General features: G+C 64.0%; 10 protein-coding genes. 8 read left to right on the top strand and 2 right to left on the bottom strand.

Annotated features, from left to right (window positions below):
* Positions 1 to 6 precede the first annotated feature (6 nt).
* From VAR608DRAFT_RS01200 to dinG, 5 genes are all read left to right on the top strand, one after another.
* Positions 7 to 462 (top strand): DUF2844 domain-containing protein, encoded by a 456-nt coding sequence (locus tag VAR608DRAFT_RS01200; protein ID WP_088952404.1) that lies wholly within the window; start codon positions 7 to 9, stop codon positions 460 to 462.
* A 115-nt stretch (positions 463 to 577) separates the two neighbouring features.
* Entirely contained in the window at positions 578 to 1,762 is a 1,185-nt protein-coding gene (locus VAR608DRAFT_RS01195; protein WP_231973109.1) for a DUF3443 domain-containing protein, read from the top strand.
* Positions 1,763 to 2,390: 628 nt separating this feature from the next.
* Positions 2,391 to 5,156 (top strand): DEAD/DEAH box helicase, encoded by a 2,766-nt coding sequence (locus VAR608DRAFT_RS01190; protein ID WP_088952402.1) that lies wholly within the window; start codon positions 2,391 to 2,393, stop codon positions 5,154 to 5,156.
* A 3-nt stretch (positions 5,157 to 5,159) separates the two neighbouring features.
* Positions 5,160 to 6,056, top strand: coding sequence for an SWIM zinc finger family protein (locus VAR608DRAFT_RS01185; RefSeq protein ID WP_088952401.1), 897 nt, complete (start codon positions 5,160 to 5,162; stop codon positions 6,054 to 6,056).
* Positions 6,057 to 6,114: 58 nt separating this feature from the next.
* Positions 6,115 to 8,394 (top strand): ATP-dependent DNA helicase DinG, encoded by a 2,280-nt coding sequence (gene dinG / locus VAR608DRAFT_RS01180; protein WP_088952400.1) that lies wholly within the window; start codon positions 6,115 to 6,117, stop codon positions 8,392 to 8,394.
* A 286-nt stretch (positions 8,395 to 8,680) separates the two neighbouring features.
* Here the strand turns inward: dinG and VAR608DRAFT_RS36615 are convergent, their stop codons facing one another.
* Both VAR608DRAFT_RS36615 and VAR608DRAFT_RS01175 read right to left on the bottom strand, forming a co-directional pair.
* Entirely contained in the window at positions 8,681 to 8,962 is a 282-nt protein-coding gene (locus tag VAR608DRAFT_RS36615; protein WP_157730537.1) for a hypothetical protein, read from the bottom strand.
* 568 nt (positions 8,963 to 9,530) lie between these two features.
* A complete protein-coding gene (locus tag VAR608DRAFT_RS01175; RefSeq protein ID WP_088952399.1) occupies positions 9,531 to 10,217 on the bottom strand; it encodes a DUF4158 domain-containing protein in 687 nt (228 codons plus the stop codon).
* A 137-nt stretch (positions 10,218 to 10,354) separates the two neighbouring features.
* On the opposite strand from VAR608DRAFT_RS01175, the gene VAR608DRAFT_RS01170 reads away from it, so the two are divergent.
* The 3 genes from VAR608DRAFT_RS01170 to VAR608DRAFT_RS01160 all read left to right on the top strand — a co-directional run bounded on the left by VAR608DRAFT_RS01170 (position 10,355) and on the right by VAR608DRAFT_RS01160 (position 18,513).
* Complete coding sequence (locus VAR608DRAFT_RS01170; protein WP_088952398.1) at positions 10,355 to 15,877, top strand: AAA family ATPase; 5,523 nt, start codon at positions 10,355 to 10,357, stop codon at positions 15,875 to 15,877.
* A 112-nt stretch (positions 15,878 to 15,989) separates the two neighbouring features.
* Positions 15,990 to 17,993, top strand: coding sequence for a PAS domain-containing protein (locus VAR608DRAFT_RS01165; protein ID WP_088952397.1), 2,004 nt, complete (start codon positions 15,990 to 15,992; stop codon positions 17,991 to 17,993).
* A gap of 91 nt (positions 17,994 to 18,084) precedes the next feature.
* Complete coding sequence (locus VAR608DRAFT_RS01160; RefSeq protein WP_088952396.1) at positions 18,085 to 18,513, top strand: response regulator; 429 nt, start codon at positions 18,085 to 18,087, stop codon at positions 18,511 to 18,513.
* The last annotated feature ends 111 nt before the right edge of the window (positions 18,514 to 18,624 follow it).

The raw sequence follows: 18,624 nt of genomic DNA, 5'->3' as shown, positions 1-18,624 counted from the left end.
GACTGCATGCCGGCCGTTCGTGGCGTCGGATTGATGCTTTTGCTGGCGGCCTTGGCGCCGGTCGAAGCCGCCGCCGCACTCGGCGGCCCTGCGTCGTCGGTGGCAGTGGACCAGGCGCACATGAAGGCCACGCTCCAAGAGGAGGCTGGCTCGGTCTACACCCTCTACGAGATGACCACTCCGAGCGGGACCATCGTCCGGGAGTTCGTCTCTTCCGCAACCGGACAGGTCTTCGCGGTGACATGGCAGGGTCCCTTCATGCCTGACCTGAAGCAGGTGTTGGGCGAGCACTTCGCAACCCTCGTGGACGCAACCGGCAAGGGGCGCATCGGTCGCAGCAACGCCTCGGTCAACCGGCCGGAAGTGGCCATCCATTCCGGCGGACACATGCGTGCCTTTGCAGGCAAGGCGTACCTGCCCGGCCAACTGCCGGAAGGAGTCGGCGTTGAAGACATTCGCTAGGCGACTCGGCATGCGCAGTCTGCACCTTGCGTTCGCGGCAGGCCTCTGCGCCCTGGCCCTGACAGGATGCGGAGGCGGAGGAGGCGGCGGCGGAGGAGGAGGTGGTGGTGCGAGCTTGCCGACCACCGCCACCAGCGCATCGGGGAGTGGCTCGTCCGCAGCGTCCAGCCCGTCGACAGCGGGCACCACCGGATCCAACGTCGCGGCCATCACTCTTGATGCAGGGCCCGTCGGTGCCACAGGCATCGTCAACACCCCCTACGTCAGCGTCAAGGTGTGCGTGCCGGGCACCTCATCCTGCCAGACCATCGATCACGTCATTCTCGACACCGGATCGAGCGGCCTGCGGCTGCTCGCCTCGGCGGTGAGCAACCTGGCGAGCCTGCCGCAGCAAACCGACGCCTCGAACAATCCGGTCGCCGAATGCGCGCAGTTCGTCAGCAGCTATTCCTGGGGTTCGGTCAGGTTGGCCGACGTCACCTTGGCCGGCGAGACGGCCGCGTCCGTGCCGCTGCAGATCATCGCGGACCCTGCTTTCCCCATCGTGCCTGCGACCTGCTCGAACGCCGGCGCAGCGAACGACTCGGTGGCGAGCCTGGGCAGCAATGGGCTGCTGGGCGTGGGCTCGTTCCTCCAGGACTGCGGCGGCGCTTGCGCCAGCACGGCCATCCCCGGCACCTACTACACCTGCCCCGGCGGTCGCGGGTGCACCCCCACGGCCCTCGCGCTGGCCAAGCAGGTGGCCCATCCGGTAGCGATGCTGCCGTCGGACAACAACGGGGTGCTGATCCAGCTCCCCGCGATCGACCCCGGCGGCGCGACGAACGTCGCCGGCATGCTCGTGCTGGGCATCGGCACGCGTGCCAACAATGCACTGGGCGCTGCGCAGGTCTACGGCGTCGACAGCGGCGGGGACTTCACGACGGTGTTCAACGGGAACACCTATGCCAACAGCTTCATCGACAGCGGCTCGAATTTCCTCTTCTTCAATTCCAGTGCGCTGCCGACATGCACCAGCGCTGGCTGGACCGGGTTCTATTGCCCGGCATCGACGCAGACGTTCACTGCTGTGAACCAGGGGACGAACGGCACGAACGGCTCGGTCGGCTTCTCGGTCGGTAACGCGCGCAGCCTCTTCACGAACAACAACGCGGCCACCGCATTCAACGACGTCGCCGGGACAAGCCCGGGAGGCGACGGATTCGACTGGGGCCTGCCTTTCTTCTTCGGGCGCAATGTCTTCACCGCAATCGAGGGCGCCTCGACGCCTGCAGACCGTGGGCCGTACGTCGCCTACTGATCTTCGCGGACATCCACTGACCGATGACGGTAAGCGATTGAAATGACCGCTGTCCGTCGGGTGCAATGTCAGGAAAGGGCGCTCGGCGGCTCCGACGATTGCTGAAGACCGTTGTGCAGCGCGAGCCGTAGTTCCGCGGTGCCTCGCGGGCTGTCGGCTTGGGGGCCCGCTTCCGAACTTCCCCGAAGCGACTGCGCATTGCGGCTCGGTGCCCGTTGCCGAAATTCAACTTTGCGTCCCGTGGTTCGGCAGGCGCGCCCAGAACCGGTCGTAAGGCCTCGAGGCAGAATCAGCCCAGAAGCCGATCTTGAGACGACCTCCAATGCGTCTAAGAAGCGGGAACAATGGGAATCCTGATTGACATGTTCCGCGCACGACGGGCGGGGTCGAGGGCCGGGGACGCCTCGCCAGCCTTCGGAACTTCTTGCCTTCTATGATTCGGGCCGAGCGACTGCATACAAGCTGACGGCTTGGCCTTGGCGCTGCGAGTTCTGGCCGGTCGAACAAGTGGCGGAGTACAACGGCTCGTTGGATGGCGAGCGTCATGAACGTCAGGTGGTAAATTGCCGCGCCTGAGCGCGTGGAGGTCACCAGATCTCTTGCAGCGAAATCAACATCGAAGCAGCTGATGAGCACCTTGTCCCCGGACCAGCCCGACCACACTGCGCACCACGCGGCCTCGCTGGCGCCCTTGTTTACACCGCACGGCCGTCTCACCTTGATCCAGGCGGACGATGCTCCGTTGCTGGAAGCCGCCGCCGCTGCTCGTCTTCAGGAGGCGTTTGCGCGCGGCTCGGGCCTTGGACTGCTGCAACTCGGTGCGGGCGAAGTAGCGACTGCGCTGCCTGCCGTCCTGTCGTACTGGCGCGATTTCGCAACTCGCTACGTAACCGCGCTGTGCACGCTACCCGACGCCGACGAAAGCGGTGCCAAGGTTCACGTGGCGCCCCCCGCTTACGATGTGCTGGCGTCGCTGGCCGATGCCGCCCCGCCCATGGCGGGCGCCGAATATGTCACGGGGACCACGCTGGCCTCGCTCTGGCAAGAGCTCGACACGGCGCTCGCCACCGAGTTGCTCCAATCGGGCAGCACCGTTCAGGAGTTTCTGCGGCGTCACGATCCGGCCTGGAACCTCGTCGGCCGCGTGCACTTCAACCTGGCCGAAAACCGCAAGGACGAGGAAGCCCCGTTCGCGTTCGTCGCCACCTACACGACCCGGCTGTCGAAGCAAGCCAAGGCCCAGCACCTTCCCTTGGGGCGAGCACTGCAAGAGTACGCCGACGCGTCGAACCAGGAACTGCTGTCGTTGCTGCTGCCAGTCCAGCGCGCGGCGCAGCAATGCGCCTGGCTCAAGGCGATGGTCGACAGCGGCGAGATCTTCCATCCCCTGCGCTGGACGCCGCAGGACGCCTTTGCGCTGCTGCGCGACGCGCAGGCGCTGGAGGCTGCGGGCATCGTCCTGCGCATGCCGGCCCGCTGGCGCACAGGGCGGCCGGCCCGCGCACAAGTGACGGCAACCCTCGGGACAGCGTCACCCTCGAAACTGGGAGCAGACGCGCTGCTGGACTTCCGCATGGACGTCACGCTCGAAGGCGAGACGCTTAGCGCGGGCGAGATCACGGAGTTGCTCGCCCAGTCTGACGGGCTCGCGCTGGTTCGCGGCCAGTGGGTCGAGGTTGACCATAAGAAGCTCGCAGCGACTCTCGAACACTTTGAGAAAGTCGAGCAAGCCGCCTCGTCGCAGGGGCTGAGCTTTGGCGACGCCATGCGGATGCTCGCGCGCGCCGACGCGGAAGGCTCGCTCGCCGCCCCCGAAGTCGGCGTGGACTGGTCGCAGGTGATGGCCGGCCCCTGGCTCGCGGAAACGTTGCAGGGGCTGCGCAGCCCGCAGGCGCTGGAAGCGCTCGACCCGGGCCCGGCGTTGCGAGCAACGCTGCGGCCCTATCAGCAAGTGGGCGTGCGGTGGCTGCATCTTCTGGCCCGGCTTGGCTTGGGCGCCTGCCTGGCCGACGACATGGGCTTGGGCAAGACGATCCAGGTGCTGTCGCTGCTGTTGGTCCTCAAGAGCCGCCAGGCCGACGCCTGGACGCCGGCGAAGCCGAGCCTCCTGGTGGCCCCGGCCTCGCTGCTCGCGAACTGGGCGAGCGAGATCGCGCGCTTCGCCCCGAGCCTGAAGATGCTGCTTGCGCATCCGTCCGCACATCCGTCCACGCTATCGGCCAACGAATTGACCGCGGTCGATGCGGCACGGCTGGCGCAGATGGATCTCGTGATCACGAGCTACGGCACGTTGCTGCGCCTGCCCTGGCTGAAGGACACGGCGTGGCGCCTGGTCGTGGTCGACGAGGCGCAGGCAATCAAGAATCCGAATGCCAAACAGACCCGCGCCGTCAAGCAACTCGGCGCCGAGGCACGCATTGCCTTGACCGGCACGCCGGTCGAGAACCGGCTTGGGGACCTATGGTCGATCTTCGACTTCATCAACCCCGGGCTGCTCGGCTCTTCCAAGCAGTTCACGGCCTTGGTCAAGCAACTGGTGGAACGCGAACACAACCCCTACGGTCCGCTGCGGGAACTGGTGCGCCCCTACATTCTGCGGCGCATGAAGACCGACAAATCGGTGATCGCCGACCTGCCCGACAAGACGGAGGTCAAGGCGTACTGCCCATTGAGCCGCAAGCAAGCGGCGCTCTACGAGGCGGCGGTGCAGGAACTCGCAACACACCTCGAACAGACCGACGGCATTCGACGCCGGGGCGTCGTGCTCGCGGCCCTGATGCGTTTCAAGCAGATCTGCAACCACCCATCGCAATGGCTGGGAGACAACGCCTGGGCCGAAGACGACAGCGGCAAGTGGGCGCGGCTGCGTGAGCTCGCCGAGGTGATCGCGGCCAAGCAAGAGAAGGTGCTGGTGTTCACGCAGTTTCGAGAGATGACGGCGCCGATTGCAACGTTTCTCGCCTCGGTCTTCGGGCGCTCCGGCCTGGTCCTGCACGGCGAAACCGAAGTGAAGAAGCGCCACGAACTGGTGCATCGCTTCCAGGACGACGAGGCGATCCCCTTCTTTGTGCTCTCGCTCAAAGCCGGCGGCGCCGGGCTCAACCTGACCGCCGCCTCGCATGTCATTCACTTCGACCGCTGGTGGAACCCGGCGGTGGAGAATCAGGCCACCGATCGGGCGTTTCGGATCGGGCAGAAGAAAAACGTGCTGGTTCACAAGTTTGTCTGCCGAGGCACCGTCGAGGAGAAGATCGACGACCTCATCGAGTCCAAGCGCCAGCTGTCGTCCAACCTGCTCGAAGGCGCCGCCGACCTCATGCTGACCGAGATGAAGGACGATGAGTTGCTCAAGCTTGTCGCGCTTGACATTCGTGCCGCCATGGAGGAGACCTGAGTCATGTCCTACGAGTACGGCTGGAAGCCTTACGTGAGCGTCGCCGAGCGGCGCAGGAAGGCCGAGCGTGAATTGGCCAAGCTGCGCAAGAAGGGATACAACGCCGCACCGGTGGTGCTTCAAGGGCGCAAGCTCGCCACCACGTTCTGGGGCAAGGCGTGGGGCGACAACCTCGAGTCGTACAGCGACTTCGCCAACCGGCTCCCCCGCGGGCGCACCTACGTGCGCAACGGCTCAGTGGTTGACCTGCAGGTCGACGGCGGTGAGGTCAGGGCCATGGTGATGGGGTCCGAACTCTACGAGGTGACGGTGAACGTGTCGCCGCTGCCGAAGGCGCGCTGGAATTCGATCTGCAAGGACTGCTCGGGATCGATCGATTCGCTGGTCGATCTCTTGCAGGGGCGCCTGGCCAAGGCGGTGATGGAGCGCGTGTGCCAGCAAAAGACGGGGCTTTTCCCGGCTCCAGCGGAGATCAAGCTGTCGTGCAGTTGCCCGGACTGGGCCTCGATGTGCAAGCACGTGGCCGCCGTGCTTTATGGCATCGGCGCCCGGCTCGATGCGCAGCCCGCTCTGGTGTTCAAGCTTCGTGCCGTCGACGAGGGGGAACTGATCGCCAGCGCCGCGAAAGGACGCACACTCGGGACGACAGTGCCCGTGTCGGCGAAGGTTCTTGAGGGCGATGACCTCTCGGCGCTCTTCGGTCTGGAGATGGTGAGCACAGCGAAGCCTGAGCCGAAAACAAAGGCGAGCGCAAAGAATCCGAAGTCAGCGCCTGCCAAGAGGAAGAAGCCAGCGGACAAACCACTTGCTGCGCGTACGCCGGCAAAGAAGTCCCGTACCAAGCCGCTCACCCTGACTGACCCAGTCAAGACACGATCCTCGAAAGCACGGCCGACGTAGTGCGACTGCCTGACGCGACGACGCTACTCGCCCAGCACGAACCTCGATAATCTGTTGCATGAGTTCTTCCGCGCCGAGGCGCACGCGTCGATCGGAGAAAGCACCTGACGTTTTGAAGGACGCGCCCGGCGTCTCCCGCGAGTTACTCGAGCAAGCGCGCACCCGCCTGGAATTTCTCTACGGTGAGGTGGCAAGAACGTGGCCCGGCTTCATCGCGCGTCGCGGCCAGCACCAGATGATGCAGGAGGCCCTATTGACCTTCCTGAGTGCCGGCTCACCCGAGGACGAAGGCCGCGCGGGAAATCACCTGGCCCTGCTCGAAGCGGGTACCGGAACCGGCAAGACCGTCGCTTACTGCCTGGCCGCCATCGTGGCCTCGGAATTGCTGGACAAGACCGTCATCGTCTCCACCGCTACCGTCGCACTGCAGGAGCAACTGTTCCACAAGGACCTGCCGCGGCTGGCCAAGATCATTCCGGACCTGCATTTTGATCTGCTCAAGGGCCGGGGTCGCTACGTCTGCGAAAGCCGCCTCGAAGGCGCGGTCAACGATGTCGCCCAGGACGGTGTGCTCGGCGATGAATTGCAGGGTGCGTTCACTGGCGACAGCTGGCAGGCCCGCAACGTTCCGCGCGACGCCACCCAGGCCATGCGCTGGTACAAGAAGGTCGCCAGGACGCTTCGCAGCGGCAAATGGGACGGTGACATGGATAGCCTGGAGCAGCAACCCGACCCCCAGGACTGGCGGATGGTCCAGGCCAGCGCCAGCGCTTGCAACGGGGGCCAATGCGAGCACTTCAGGAGCTGCGCGTTCTTCAAGGCGCGTCGCCGCGCCGCTACTGCCACAATCCAGGTCGCCAACCACGCACTGATCCTCGCCACGCTGCAAACGGACAGCGCGCTGATCGAGCCTGGCAAGACGCTGTTCGTGTTCGACGAGGCGCACCACCTGCCCGGCATCGCCGCCGAGCAGTTCGCCTACCGTGCCCGGCTCGGCACCAGCGTCAGCTTGCTCGCCAGCTTGCGCGCGCTGGCCAACCGCAACAGCCGGGGCTTGCCCGCCTCCACCCGCCCCGATCTGACGGCCTTTGGGCAAACCATTACCGAGTGCACCGACAAGATCGGCATCCTTGAAACCTACTGGGTCCAGAACCAACTGGTGAGCGCCGACAAGCCGGTTCACCGCTTTGTTCAGGGCCGCCTCCCCGAGGAGCTGATTCCGGAATGCGAACAGCTGAGCGCCCTCTTCGGCTCGATCGCCAAAGTGGTTGCGAGCATCGCCACAGCTTTGAAGGAGCCTGACGAGTCACAGTCCCCCGCCGAGCGCGACGAGCAGACGCGGGTTGGCGTTGAATTGGGGGTGTATCTGTCGCGGCTGGAAACCCTGCAGCGACTGTTCAGCGCGTGGGCCGCGCACGACACGGTTCCCTGGGCCAAGTGGATGGAGTTTGCGCCGCCACCCCCAGCCATGCCGGCCGCGGTGCATGCCGACGCCTGGCTGTGTGCCGGCCCGATGACGGCGGCTCAACTCCTGTCGCGCGGCCTGTGGAAGAACGTCAGCGCGGCCGTGTGCACCTCGGCCACGCTGACCGCCTGCGGTCGCTTCGATTTCTTCGACCGCTTGAGCGGAATGAACCGCTTCCCTGAACGGCGCGCCATGATCGTCGCGTCCCCGTTCGACTACGCCAGGCAGGGCGAGTTGCGCATCGCGCCGATGAGCAACTCCCCGAAGAGCCCCGAGTTTTCGGAGGAGCTGTGCCGCACGCTGCCGGTGCTGCTGCGCGAGCATAGCCATGGTCAGCTGGTGCTCTTCACCTCCAGGCGCCAGATGGAGGCCTGCCACGCCGCACTGCCGAGAGACTTGACTGAGCAGGTTCAGATGCAAGGCGAACGCTCACGCACCGAGTTGTTGGCCGAGCACGGCCGTCGCGTTGCCCGCGGCAAGCGCAGCATCATCTTCGGGTTGCAATCCTTCGGCGAAGGCATCGACTTGCCGGGGGCACTGTGTGAGCACGTGGTGATCGACAAGCTCCCCTTCACCCCGCCCAACTCGCCGGTGGAGGAAGCGTTGGCCGAATGGTTGAGCGGCCAGGGTCGTGACCCGTTCCTCGAGATCGCCGTGCCGCGCGCGGCGATGAAGCTGGCGCAATGGGCTGGCCGCGGCGTGCGTACCGTGAGCGACCATGCCGTGATCACCGTGTGCGATACGCGTCTGGTGACGATGCGCTACGGGCGCGATATCCTGGCCGGACTGCCGCCGTTCCCTGTGGTGCGCTCGAACGAGGTATCGTCAACCAAGACAGACTCTGGCTCAGGCACTGGCGCTTCACTGGCCTGAGTGGCGATGGCGGCGATCCCATCCGATTCGCGTTGGACTTGGTGAGCGAGAAGTACCGCTGGATGTGAATTCGGACAAGCTCGCAGGCAGGCGGCGCCGAAATTGCGGCACGGCTGCACGCGGTCCCTTGACTGTCGGCCGACCATAGCCCGCTCCACGCGCCGGGCCGCTCACGGGCCAAGCAGTTCATTGCATCGGCAATCGCGCACTGCGCCTTCCTGGGACAAGTGATACGGTCGAAAGCCCTACACTGCGCGACACTGGGGTCGGCTGCCGACAGCAGAAATCAAGTCTCGGCTGGAGACTTCACGCGTCGGGTTGCCGGGCCCCTCGCGCGCAACAGCGCCCTCAAGGGAGGGTTTGCCGCGAAATAGATCCACCGGACACCTTCTTCGTTGCCGGCTTGAAGTCCCGCTTCAATCCAGGCGATGTCACCGTATGCCGCGGTGGCGCCGGCATTCAGCAGTGCCTTGGCCTCGGAGGGAGTGAGGTTACCCACCCATTGGTTCATCTGGTAGGGCCGCACCTTGCGTACTGCGGCATCGAGGCGTTCATCGGGACATGTCATCCGCACATTTTGGGCCTCCGAGTCTGCGTCGTGGAGGGGGTCGAACCCGCGAACCTGGACCGACGGCTGGCGAGTTGCGCCCGATTTCTGTGGATAAGGTTGTGGGTTCGCAGAGGAAGGCGGCACGCGAAGCACCAGCCCACGCGGCTTGCCGCTGAGATGCTCATGGAACAGGCAGCCGTCGCCTTTGCCTTGGGCGGGTCGGGCTGCGAGCCAGTGTTCACCTGGGCGTCGTCTCACCAGCGTGCGCCTGGAGCTACTCGACCAGGCGCTTCGACGCGCCCACCTACCGTGCGCGCTCGCACTTCCGCTGTTGGCCCGGATTGAGCACCGGGACTGCAGCGCGAGCGGTAGTCCGCGGTGCCTCGCGGGCCGTCAGCTTCGCGGCCCGCTTCCGACCTTCTCCGAAGTGCCTGCGCATTGCGGTTCCGTGCCCATTGCGGAAGATCGATGCAACTTGCGGGTTGACTGCAGCGCGCCACATTGTCAGTCATTCGGAGGCGGCCTCCAGTTTGCCCCGAAGCGGACGGTCGGTTGCCGCAGAATGCGGCCATCCGAAAAAAGGAAATCAATGTCGGCCTGAGGTCGCGGGGGAGGGCGCATAGGCCCAGTCGATGGCTTCGCGCAGCGCCGCCTTCCCAATCGCCGCTTCGATCGTTGCGGCCATTGCCGCCTCCGTGGCGTCGAAAGCCTTGCGAGCCCAGTCGGCAGTTCGGCGTGGACCCGGAATGATGATTCGCCGGCCGTACAGCCAGATGCGCGCGGTTCGCACCAGGTCGCCGGGATGTGCGGCCTCGAGGGCAGCGACCGCGAGAACCTGTTCGATCTTCTGCCGCTGAATTTCATCCAAGTCGCTCAGGCCAAGATACGTGCGGGCCCAGGCCTGGTGCTCGTACAACGTCTGGCGACGTTCATAGAGCGACCGGAGGCTGGCGATGCTCACGCTGGGCGACCCCAACGCCTCGCGCACTGATCGCAACAGGACCTTGGGGACCGCGGCAAATCGGTCCATCGGGCGGCCGCTCGCTCGCAAGAGGCTGGCGAATTCGTCCTTGCCAGAGCATGGATGGCGGCAGGCTGAAGCCGGTGTTACCCGACCCATCAGCATCGACGCAATCCCATCAGCTGCCCCTTTCCCGTTGTCGTCAATGTGCCGTCCCTTTGCACCATCAAAGGACGTTCCGCTGCCGTTGGCGCCGATGTACGCCTTGCACGCCTTCGAACGCGACGCACCGGCACGGGTGCGGCTGTTCATCGATTTCCTCGCGGCGCAATTGGTGTCCTTCGCGCGACGCGTGCGAAAATGTCAGACTGACTCCGTGAGTCAGGCGGTGGTCGCGTTGCCCTGCGCCGCCGAACTAGAAAGCATCGGCTCGAGACGGAGTGCTCAGGATGGCTCTTTCGCTTCAAGACGCATGGCCCCGCGTGACGGTACTCCGTCGCGATGGCGAGTTCGTCCTGTCCCGGCGCGCCGCCGAGCGAGATGCGGACACAGTTCTGGTGCTCGAAGCCGCTTCGGATCAACCGGCGCCCAGAAGCGTCAAACGGCTGAAGGACGAATTCGCATTAAGCGAAAGTCTCGACCCGAGGTGGGCGGCCAAGCCGATCACTTTGACGCAGGAGCGCGGACGCAGCCTGCTCGTGTTGAGCGATCCTGGCGGCGAACCCCTGAGTGGGCTTCTCCGACGCCCCTGGAACACGGGCGACTTTTTGCGCGCCGCCATCGGCATGGCGGTCACACTCGGCCGCGTTCATGCCCAGGGTCTGATCCACAAGGATGTGAAGCCTGATCACTTCCTCATTGACCTTGCGACTGGCGAGGGCTGGCTCACTGGGTTCGGCATCGCCTCGCGCTTGACACGCGAGCGCCAAGCACCGGACCTGCCGGAAACGATCGCGGGATCCCTTGCGTACATGGCGCCCGAGCAGACGGGACGCATGAACAGATCGGTCGACGCTCGCAGCGACCTTTATTCGCTCGGTGCGACGTTCTACGAGCTGCTCACGGGCGAACGGCCGTTCACTACCAATGACCCGATGGAGCTTATCCATTGCCATGTCGCACGCCAGCCGGTGCCGCCCGTCGAGCGTTCTCCTGGAACGCCTGCCATGATCTCTGCAATCGTCGTCAAGCTCCTCTCGAAGACGCCCGAAGAGCGATACCAGACTGCCGCTGGCGTGGCTGCTGACCTGCACCGCTGTCTTTCGCATTGGAAGTCCGGACGCATTGACGAAGACTTCGCGCTGGGTCTGCAGGACCTGTCCGACCGGCTCCTCATCCCAGAAAAGCTTTACGGGCGCGAACGCGAGGTCAAGACGTTGCTCACCGCCTTCGACCGAGTGGTCCGGGGTGGTCCGGCTGAACTGGTACTGGTGTCCGGCTACTCGGGCATCGGAAAGTCGTCAGTGGTGAGCGAATTGCAGAAGGTGCTGGTCCCATCGCGTGGCCTCTACGCGTCCGGGAAGTTCGATCAATACAAGCGCAATATCCCCTACTCAACGCTCGCCAAGGCCCTTCAGACCCTCGTTCGGGACCTCCTCGGCAAGAGCGATGTCGATCTCGCCCCTTGGCGCGATGCGTTGCGCGAGGCACTGGGGCCGAACGGCCGCCTCGTGACCGAGTTGGTCCCCGATCTGACGCCGATCATCGGAGAGCAGCCACCGGCGCCGGACCTTTCGCCCCAGGACGCGCGAGGGCGTTTCCAGCTCGTGTTCCGGCGGTTCATCGGAGTCTTCGCCCAGCCGGAGCATCCGCTGGCGCTCTTTCTCGACGATTTGCAATGGCTCGACGCGGCAACGCTCGATCTGGTGGAGGATCTGCTGACGCAGCCGGATGTGAAGCACTTGCTGTTGATCGGCGCGTACCGTGACAATGAAGTGGACCCGACTCATCCGTTGGTACGCAAGCTGAATGCCCTGCGCCAGGCAGGAGCATTGGTGCAGGACATTGTCCTCGCTCCATTGACTCGGGAGGACATGGAGCAGTTAGTTGCAGAGTCTCTTCACTCCGCTCCAGAGCGTGCCGGCCCGCTTGCAAAATTGGTCCATGGCAAGACCACCGGCAATCCATTCTTTGCGATCCAGTTCATTTCCTCCCTCTTCGAAGAAGGCTTGATTTCCTTCGAACATATCGAAGGGCGTTGGGCTTGGGATCTCGATCGCATTGACGCGAAGGGATATTCCGACAACGTGGTGGACCTTATTGTCGGAAAGTTGGCCGGCCTAGTCCCCGAAACCCAGGACGCATTGAAGCAACTGGCCTGCCTCGGCAACACCGCGGACTTCGGGATGCTGAATATGGTGTACCCGGACTCCATGGAGCAAATGCATGCCCAACTGGAGGCAGCGGCAGGCGCGGGTTTCATCATGCGCTCGAAAGACTCGTATCACTTCCTTCACGATCGGGTCCAGGAAGCGGCCTATTCCCTCATCCCTGAGGAATTGCGCGCTGAGACGCACCTTCGGATCGGCATGGTGATGGCATCGCACACGCAGCCGGACAAGATCGAGGAGGGGATCTTTGAGATCGTCAACCAGTTCAATCGAGGTCTTCACCTGATCTCGTCGATGGCCGAGCGTGAACGCATCGCGGCATTGAATCTCACCGCGGGCAGGCGCGCAAAGGCATCGACGGCGTATGCCTCGGCGCTCAAGTACCTCCGCGCGGGACGCGGCCTGCTGACGGACGAGACTTGGAATCACAACCATGCCCTTGTCTTTTCCATCGAATGTCTCCTGGCCGAGTGCGAATTGCTGACTGCGGAGCTGGCGGCTGCGGAGAATCGACTTTCCATGTTGGCCGGGCGCGCGAAGAGCGCCCACGAAGTCGCTCTCGTGACGCGCCTTCGCCTGACGCTCCATACAGGCCGTGCCGACCGCGCAGTAGAGGTCTTTCTCGAATACATGAAAGGTCGCGGCACGGACTGGTCGGCGCACCCTACCGAAGCGGAGGTATTGCGGGAGTACGAGCGGATCTGGTCGTTGCTGGGAGACTGTCAGATCGAGGACCTCGTCGACTTGCCGCTGATGACCGATCCGAACATGCTCGATGTTCTGGATGTTCTCACGGAGGTCTCGGCACCTGCGTTGTTTACCGATGTCCGACTTCTCGGCCTGGTGCTCTGTCGGATGGTCAACCTCAGTCTGAAGCACGGCAACAGCGACGCGTCCTGCTACGCCTACGTTTGGTTGGGAATGCTCGCCGGACCTCACTTCGGGAACTATCAGGTCGGGTTCCGGCTTGGCAAGCTCGGCTATGACTTGGTGGAGGAACGCGGGCTGCATCGCCATCTGGCCCGTACCTATCTGTCCTTTGGAACTCTCATAGTGCCATGGACCAGGCACATCAAAACGGCACAGGGGCTGTTTCATCGCACATTTGACATCGCGAACCGGATCGGTGATCTCATCCATGCTGGGTACAGCTGCAACGATCTGTACACCAGTCTTCTCGCCGCGGGAGATCCTTTGGCCGAAGTGCAACGCGAAGCTGAGAAAGGTCTCGAATTCGCGACGAATACACAGTTTGGCCTCGTCATAGACATCATCACCGTGCAGCTCGCGCTCATCCGAACGCTCCGTGGCTCGACGGGGAAATTCGGCGTGTTCAACGATGAGCGTTTCGACGAGTTTCGGTTTGAGCGTCACTTGGCAACTGACCCTGCCTTGGTTCTGCCGGAATGCTGGTATTGGATCCGAAAGATACAGGCGCGATTCCTCGCGGGCGACTATCCGTCCGCGATCGAGGCGTCAGTCAATGCGAAGCGCTTGATCTGGACATCACCCTCGTTTTTTGAAGCGGCGGAATTCCACTACTACAGCGCACTCTCGCGGGCGGCAACCCTCGATTCCGCGACAGGCGACGCGCGCCAGCGACACCTCGAAGCCCTGAGCGTGCATCAGAAGCAGCAGGAGGTGTGGGTGGCCAATTGCCCGGAGAACTTCGAGAACCGCGTGGCGCTGGTCGGCGCCGAAATTGCGCGCATCGAAGGCCGGGAGTTCGATGCCGCGCGGCTTTACGAAAAGGCGATCAGGTCAGCGCGCGAGAACGATTTCGTCAACAACGAAGGCCTTGCCTACGAACTCGCCGCGCGCTTCTATCTTGCCCGGGGCTTCGAGGACATTGGAATTCTGTACCTGCAAAAGGCCCGGAATTGTTACCGGAGATGGGGCGCTGACGGGAAGGTCCGGCAGCTCGAGGAGGCGCATCCGGGCCTTCGTGAGGAGGAACGAGCGATCCTTCCAACGAACACGATCGGAGCTTCGGTCGAAGGGCTCGATCTCGCGACCGTGATCAAGGTGTCGCAGGCCCTGTCTAGCGAGATCGCGCTGGAGAAGATGATCGACACGCTCATGCGCATCGCGATCGAGCATGCCGGCGCCGGACGCGGACTGCTGATACTCGCCCGGCACGGTGAGCACTCGATCGTCGCGGAGGTGAAGGCCGTCGGCGGCTCGGTCGACGTGCAGATGCGCAACCAAGAGGTCGCAGCGGGCAGCCTGCCGCAATCCGTCTATCACTACGTGATGCGCACGCACGAGAGTGTCATCCTCGACGACGCAGCGGCGGAAGGTCCGTTTGCCTCGGACTCGTACATCCGTCAGCAACGGGCGCGGTCTGTTCTGTGTCTGCCGCTGCTCAAGCAGACGGCGCTGATCGGCGTGTTGTACCTTGAAAACCCGCTTGCCGCGCGCGCATTCACGCCGGCTCGGTTCGACATCCTGAACTTGCTAGCGTCACAGGCGGCGATCGCGCTCGAGAGCGCCCGTCTCTACGCCGACCTGCAGAAGGCACATCGGCTCGAGGCCATGGGGACGCTGGCCGGGGGCATCGCTCACGACTTCAATAACATCCTCGGGGCGATCCTCGGATACGGCGAGATGGCTCTGCGCCAAGCGACCGTGGGAACGCGACTGCGGAGGGACCTGGAGGCCATCCTGGCTGCGGGCGAACGCGGGCGCGCGTTGGTCGAACGCGTTCTCGCTTTCAGTAGAAGCGGAGGAGCCGAGCGTGTCGCTGTACACGTGGAGAAGGTGGTGCACGAGGCGCTGAACTTGCTTTCGGGCCAGCTCACTGCGGCCGTCCGCCTCGAGGTGAATCTCTCTTCTGGGAAGGCGGCATTGCTCGGCGATGCCACGCAGGTCCATCAGGTCGTGATGAACTTGGGCACCAACGCGGCACAGGCGATGCCGAGCGGCGGCGTGCTTTCCGTCACCTTGGGGTTGGAGCGCTTCGAGAAGACACGCGCGGTCACGATCGGGTGCGTGGACACAGGCGACTACATCGTGCTCCGCGTGGCCGACACGGGCTCCGGCATTCCTGCGCCTGTCATCGAGCGGATGTTCGAGCCGTTCTTTACCACCAAGGAGGCTGGCGCCGGCACTGGCCTCGGCCTGTCGCTCGTGCATGGCATCGTCACCCAACTTGGCGGAGCGATCGATGTCGTGAGCACTATCGGCAAGGGGAGCACCTTCGCTATCTACCTGCCGCGCTCGGGTGACGCCACGGATTCCGAAAACGGCGCCGAACTCAACCTGCCTGGCGGACAGGGGCAATGCGTGATGGTCGTCGATGACGAGGAAGCGCTCGTAGCCCTTGCTGCGCGCACCTTGGAGGAGCTTGGCTACGTAGCGGTCGGCTTCAGCTCCAGCACTGCGGCCCTCGCAGCGTTCCGTGCTGACCCTCAGCGCTTTGACGCCGTGATCACGGATGAGCGCATGCCGCAGATGTCCGGTGGGGCGCTGATCGGGGAGGTGCGGGGTATCCGTAACGCGATCCCCATCGTGTTGATGAGTGGCTACATCGGTGCCGGCTTGTCGGACCGAGCCCGTGTCGCGGGCGCTGACGAGGTGCTGAAGAAGCCGCTGCGCGCGCACGATCTCGCGACAAGTCTCGCAAGAGTGCTTGGGCATTGAAGAGAGTCGAGCTGATCCCACCCGGGTAAGGGGCCGTCGGGATCGTGTCGGTTGACGCGGAACCAAGATGGAAAGACACAATGCCGTGCTTCGGCGCGCACCTAATGCATGAATGACGCGCACAGCGAAGGAAGACTGCGGCGACTGCGATGACCAGTCCGAGACCACGGGCCGGAAGGTGCCGTACTTAGATTCTCCATTGCGCGTTCTCCACCTCGAGGATGACCCCAGGGACGCAGAGATGATCCAGAGCGCGCTGGAGGCCGGAGGACTGGTATTCGACGTCCATCGCGTCGAGACGCAACGCGACTTCTGCGCAGCATTGACCAAGGGCGGGCTCGACCTCATCCTGGCCGATTTTCCGCTCCACCCTTTCGATGGCATGACGGCATTGGAAATCGCCCGGGAGCACTGTCCCGATGTGCCGTTCATTTTCGTCGCCAGCGTACTGGTCGAGGAGGTCGCGATCGAGGCGGTCAAGAACGGCGCCACGGACTACGTGCTCAAGCTATGCCGGTCCAGGATCGTGAACTCGGTGCGCCGGGCGTTGCGCGAAGGTCAGCAGCGTCTCGAGCGCAAGGAAGCCGACGAGCGATTGCGGCGCAGCGAGGCGTTCCTGGCTGACGGACAGCGAATCAGTCACACCGGCAGTTGGGGATGGGTTCTTGCCAGCGGCCGTGCCCTGTGGTCGGACGAGCAGTACCGGTTGCTCGGCTTCGAGCCCGGCAGCGTAGAGCCAACCGTCGAGCGCTTCCTGAACTCGGTCCACCCGCACGACTTCGCGCAGGTGCGCCGCGTGCTCGATGACGCCCTTCGAACCAGAGAACCGTTCGCGTTGGAATACCGCATTGTTCTACCGGACGGATCACCGCGACATATGTTCAGCATGGGGCGTCCCGTCGTGGAAATAGGGGGCGAAGCTGAGGAATACATCGGTACCTCCGCCGACATCACCGGGCGTGTTCAGGCGGAAGCCGCGCTGCGTGCACGCCAGGAGTTGCTCGACCTCGCGCAGCAGGCGGCGCGCGCCGTAGCCTTCGAGTTCCACTCCGCAGGGGCGGGTGAAGCGCAGGCCCGGTGGACTCCCGACCTCGCCTCGATGCACGGGCGGGCGCTGGACAGCGAGTACGCGCCCTTCGATGCATGGAGGCAGAGCGTACATCCCGCCGACTGGCCGGCAATGGAGGAGGCGATCGAGTGCGCCACGCGGTCCGGCGAACTGGCCGTCGAGTATCGCGTCGTCCATCCGGACGACAGTGTGCGCTGGCTGCAGGCGAAGGGGCGCATGCTGTTCGACAATGACAAACGACCGCTGCGCATCGTCGGCTTCATGCTGGACGTGACGGAGAAGCACGATGCCGATGAGGAATTGCGGCGAACGGAGGCCCGGCTTCTCCAGGCGCAGCGCTTGGAAGCGCTGGGAACGCTCGCAGGCGGCATTGCGCACTACTTCAACAACATTCTCGGTGGCATTCTGGGCTACGGCGAACGCATGCTCCGCGACCTACCACGCGAAGGCCGCCTGCACCAGGACTTGGAATACATCCTCGTCGCCGGTGAGCGCGGACGAGCGCTGGTGGATCGCATCCTTGCTTTCAGCCGAACCCGTGTGGGCGAGCGCATTGCCGTGAATGTCGAAAGCGTGGTGCGAGAGGCGCTTGACTTGCTTGCGGCGAAATTGCCTGGAGGCATTTCCATCAAGACCACGTTGCGGACCGGCAGCACGGCGATGCAAGCAGACCCGACGCAGATTCACCAGGTGGTCACGAATCTCGCCGTCAATGCGATCCAGGCCATGCCGCTCGGCGGAACGTTGTGCGTATCGCTCCGGTTGCGCCGCATGGATGGCGAGCGCGCCATGACCGTCGGCGCGATCGCTGCCGGCGACTATATCGTGCTGGAGGTTCGGGACAGTGGCATTGGCATCGGTGGGGAAACTCTAGACTTCATCTTCGACCCATTCTTCACCACTAAGGAGGTCGGTGTCGGTACCGGTCTGGGCCTTTCGCTGGTGCATGGGATCGTGACGGATGTGGGTGGCGCCATCGACGTCGCCAGCTCACCCGGTAGGGGCAGCACCTTCACCGTATACCTGCCGCTCACGGCGCGGCCTTGATCCGCCTGTGCGCAGCCCCATCGTGTCAATTGACACAGAGCGGAGACAGAATGGACACATTCCTGTACTTCGGCGCGAATCCAATTTTTGAATGACGCGTAGAGCGAAGGAGTGCAGCATCGACTGGAGCGACCTACCCAAGGGCGCGGGACAGAGCGTGCTTGTGGTCGACGATGAGGTGGCGCTCGCTCGACTGGTGCAGGAGAACCTCGGTGACCTGGGCTATCAGGCGGAGGCATTCGGTTCCAGCGCAACAGCATTGCAGGCGTTCCGCCAAGAGCCCGGACGTTACGACGCTGTTGTCACGGACGATCGCATGCCCGGCTTGTCGGGAACGGAGTTGATACGCGAAATTCGCAGCATCCGTGCTGACCTGCCTGCCCTCATCGTCAGTGGCCATGTAAGTGCCGACCTGTTGACGGGGGCTCGTCGTGTGGGCGCCGCCGAGGTGCTGAGGAAGCCGGTTGCGCTTTCCGAACTGGCTTGGGCAGTCGCCCGGTTGATGAGCCATGGCGACTGATATGGCCCGTCTTGTCAAGACGGCGCAGGGGGGGTTCCTCGCGAAGTGTTCGCGATAGCGAGGGACCGACAGTGAAGTTTGAAGGGCGTCACACCGCACCTTGGAGACGAC

The sequence above is a fragment of the Variovorax sp. HW608 genome (genome assembly GCF_900090195.1).
Classification (GTDB): domain Bacteria; phylum Pseudomonadota; class Gammaproteobacteria; order Burkholderiales; family Burkholderiaceae_C; genus Variovorax.
Note: the sequence above shows the minus strand (reverse complement) of the source record. Positions and strands in the feature narration are given on the sequence as shown.

What these genes read in the sequence shown, in the direction of transcription:
- VAR608DRAFT_RS01200 (WP_088952404.1), top strand. Translation starts at nt 7, where the DNA reads ATGCCGGCCGTTCGTGGCGTCGGATTGATGCTTTTGCTGGCGGCCTTG.
- VAR608DRAFT_RS01190 (WP_088952402.1), top strand. Translation starts at nt 2,391, where the DNA reads ATGAGCACCTTGTCCCCGGACCAGCCCGACCACACTGCGCACCACGCG.
- VAR608DRAFT_RS01185 (WP_088952401.1), top strand. Translation starts at nt 5,160, where the DNA reads ATGTCCTACGAGTACGGCTGGAAGCCTTACGTGAGCGTCGCCGAGCGG.
- dinG (WP_088952400.1), top strand. Translation starts at nt 6,115, where the DNA reads ATGAGTTCTTCCGCGCCGAGGCGCACGCGTCGATCGGAGAAAGCACCT.
- VAR608DRAFT_RS36615 (WP_157730537.1), bottom strand. Translation starts at nt 8,962, where the DNA reads ATGACATGTCCCGATGAACGCCTCGATGCCGCAGTACGCAAGGTGCGG.
- VAR608DRAFT_RS01175 (WP_088952399.1), bottom strand. Translation starts at nt 10,217, where the DNA reads ATGAACAGCCGCACCCGTGCCGGTGCGTCGCGTTCGAAGGCGTGCAAG.
- VAR608DRAFT_RS01170 (WP_088952398.1), top strand. Translation starts at nt 10,355, where the DNA reads ATGGCTCTTTCGCTTCAAGACGCATGGCCCCGCGTGACGGTACTCCGT.
- VAR608DRAFT_RS01165 (WP_088952397.1), top strand. Translation starts at nt 15,990, where the DNA reads ATGACGCGCACAGCGAAGGAAGACTGCGGCGACTGCGATGACCAGTCC.
- VAR608DRAFT_RS01160 (WP_088952396.1), top strand. Translation starts at nt 18,085, where the DNA reads ATGACGCGTAGAGCGAAGGAGTGCAGCATCGACTGGAGCGACCTACCC.